Source organism: Methanoregula sp. (genome assembly GCF_002835825.1).
Lineage (GTDB): Archaea > Halobacteriota > Methanomicrobia > Methanomicrobiales > Methanospirillaceae > Methanoregula.
Genome location: NZ_PIZH01000604.1, coordinates 1 through 1,268 on the forward strand (window position 1 = coordinate 1; position 1,268 = coordinate 1,268).

Annotated in this window: 1 protein-coding gene; it reads right to left on the bottom strand. The window is 62.6% G+C overall.

Translation table 11 applies throughout. The features are described from left to right. Positions 1–1,151, bottom strand: a 1,151-nt coding sequence (locus CW742_RS13735) for an STAS domain-containing protein (protein WP_292421341.1), incomplete at its 3' end; no start/stop codon positions are given. Between the last annotated feature and the right edge of the window lie 117 nt (positions 1,152–1,268).

Below are 1,268 nucleotides of genomic sequence, written 5' to 3' on the forward strand. Positions count from 1 at the left end.
TTGGTGTACAGGAACGGGCCCGCGGACGAGGCCCGCGGGTTGGCAACAACGAGGGGCGCCAGCGTTTCCGGTCCAAATGCCTTCTGTGCAGCCTCCCGGTCGATGCCATACCCGATGGCGACAAGGGTGTCGCCCCCGTATTTCGGGTGAACGTCCACGGCCGATACCGTATCAGCTACCGTGGCGGCAGTGGGGAGCTCCATCATGGAGTGCGCACCGGGCGATGCCGTTGCAGCCGGGCCGGTCCTGCCGGCTGCCGCAGCAAGGATCGGGGTCTTCAGGTCGGCGCTGCACACTCCCCGGATGGTCCCCTTGATCACAACGGCGCACACCCCCCGGAAGTCCGGGTATCGCTTGCGCAGGTACGTCAGGACCGCATCGTAGACCATGGAGAGAGGCAGGCCTTCGGGCGTCTCGGGCGCAATGCGCAGCACATCCGTAAACGGGCCGGTGAATGAGACCCGGTAGAGGGTGTATACGTTCATGCCGCTCGATGCAAGATCCCCGGGCGTGAAGAAGTCCATGGTCAGGTTCCCATCGGCCGGGATCCAGCAGACCGCGCCGCCGGCCTCCATCATCTCACCCGTCAGCGGGATTGCAGCCTTTTTTGTTGCGGCAAGGGCGCCGATACCGATTGCAAAGGTTACGGGTTTCACCACCGATTCACGCAGATCGGCAGCCGTGACGGTGCCATTGATGATCGCCGGCAGGTTTCCGGAAACATGGAGCACCCCTCCGGCACCTGCATGGTGATCTGCCATAAGCGTCCAACCGGCGCCGGCCATGGTCGTACCGGTATCGGCCGGACCCTCACTGCCTGCCGTTGCCGCGAGCGCAGATCCGGAGTCGGGAAATTCCTCAAGGATGCGTAAAAAGCCGCCCGAGACAAAGAGTTTCCGGACAAAGTCCTGCAACCGGCAGATCGCGATCCTTCCTCTCCGCTCCTTCATCTTCTGTGCGCATTCCTGGAAGACACGGAGGCCGGCGGAACTGAGGTATTCGACGCCGCCAAGATCGAAGATGAGGGCCTGATCATGGTCGGTCAGGTTCTGCCGGATGGCAGCGGTCACCTGCCGGGCTCCGGCTCCGTCCATTCGTCCGGTGAGGGTAAGGACCAGCCGCTGCCCGGTCCTGCTGGCGGTAATCTCCATGGTATCTCTACAGAACGTGGAGCCGGAGATGATTTAGCGCTTTCTATGGGCGGCGGGCATTCTCCCCTGAAAATCCCGGCAGGTCTCACCTGATTACCGTGGGCGATGGAAAGAATA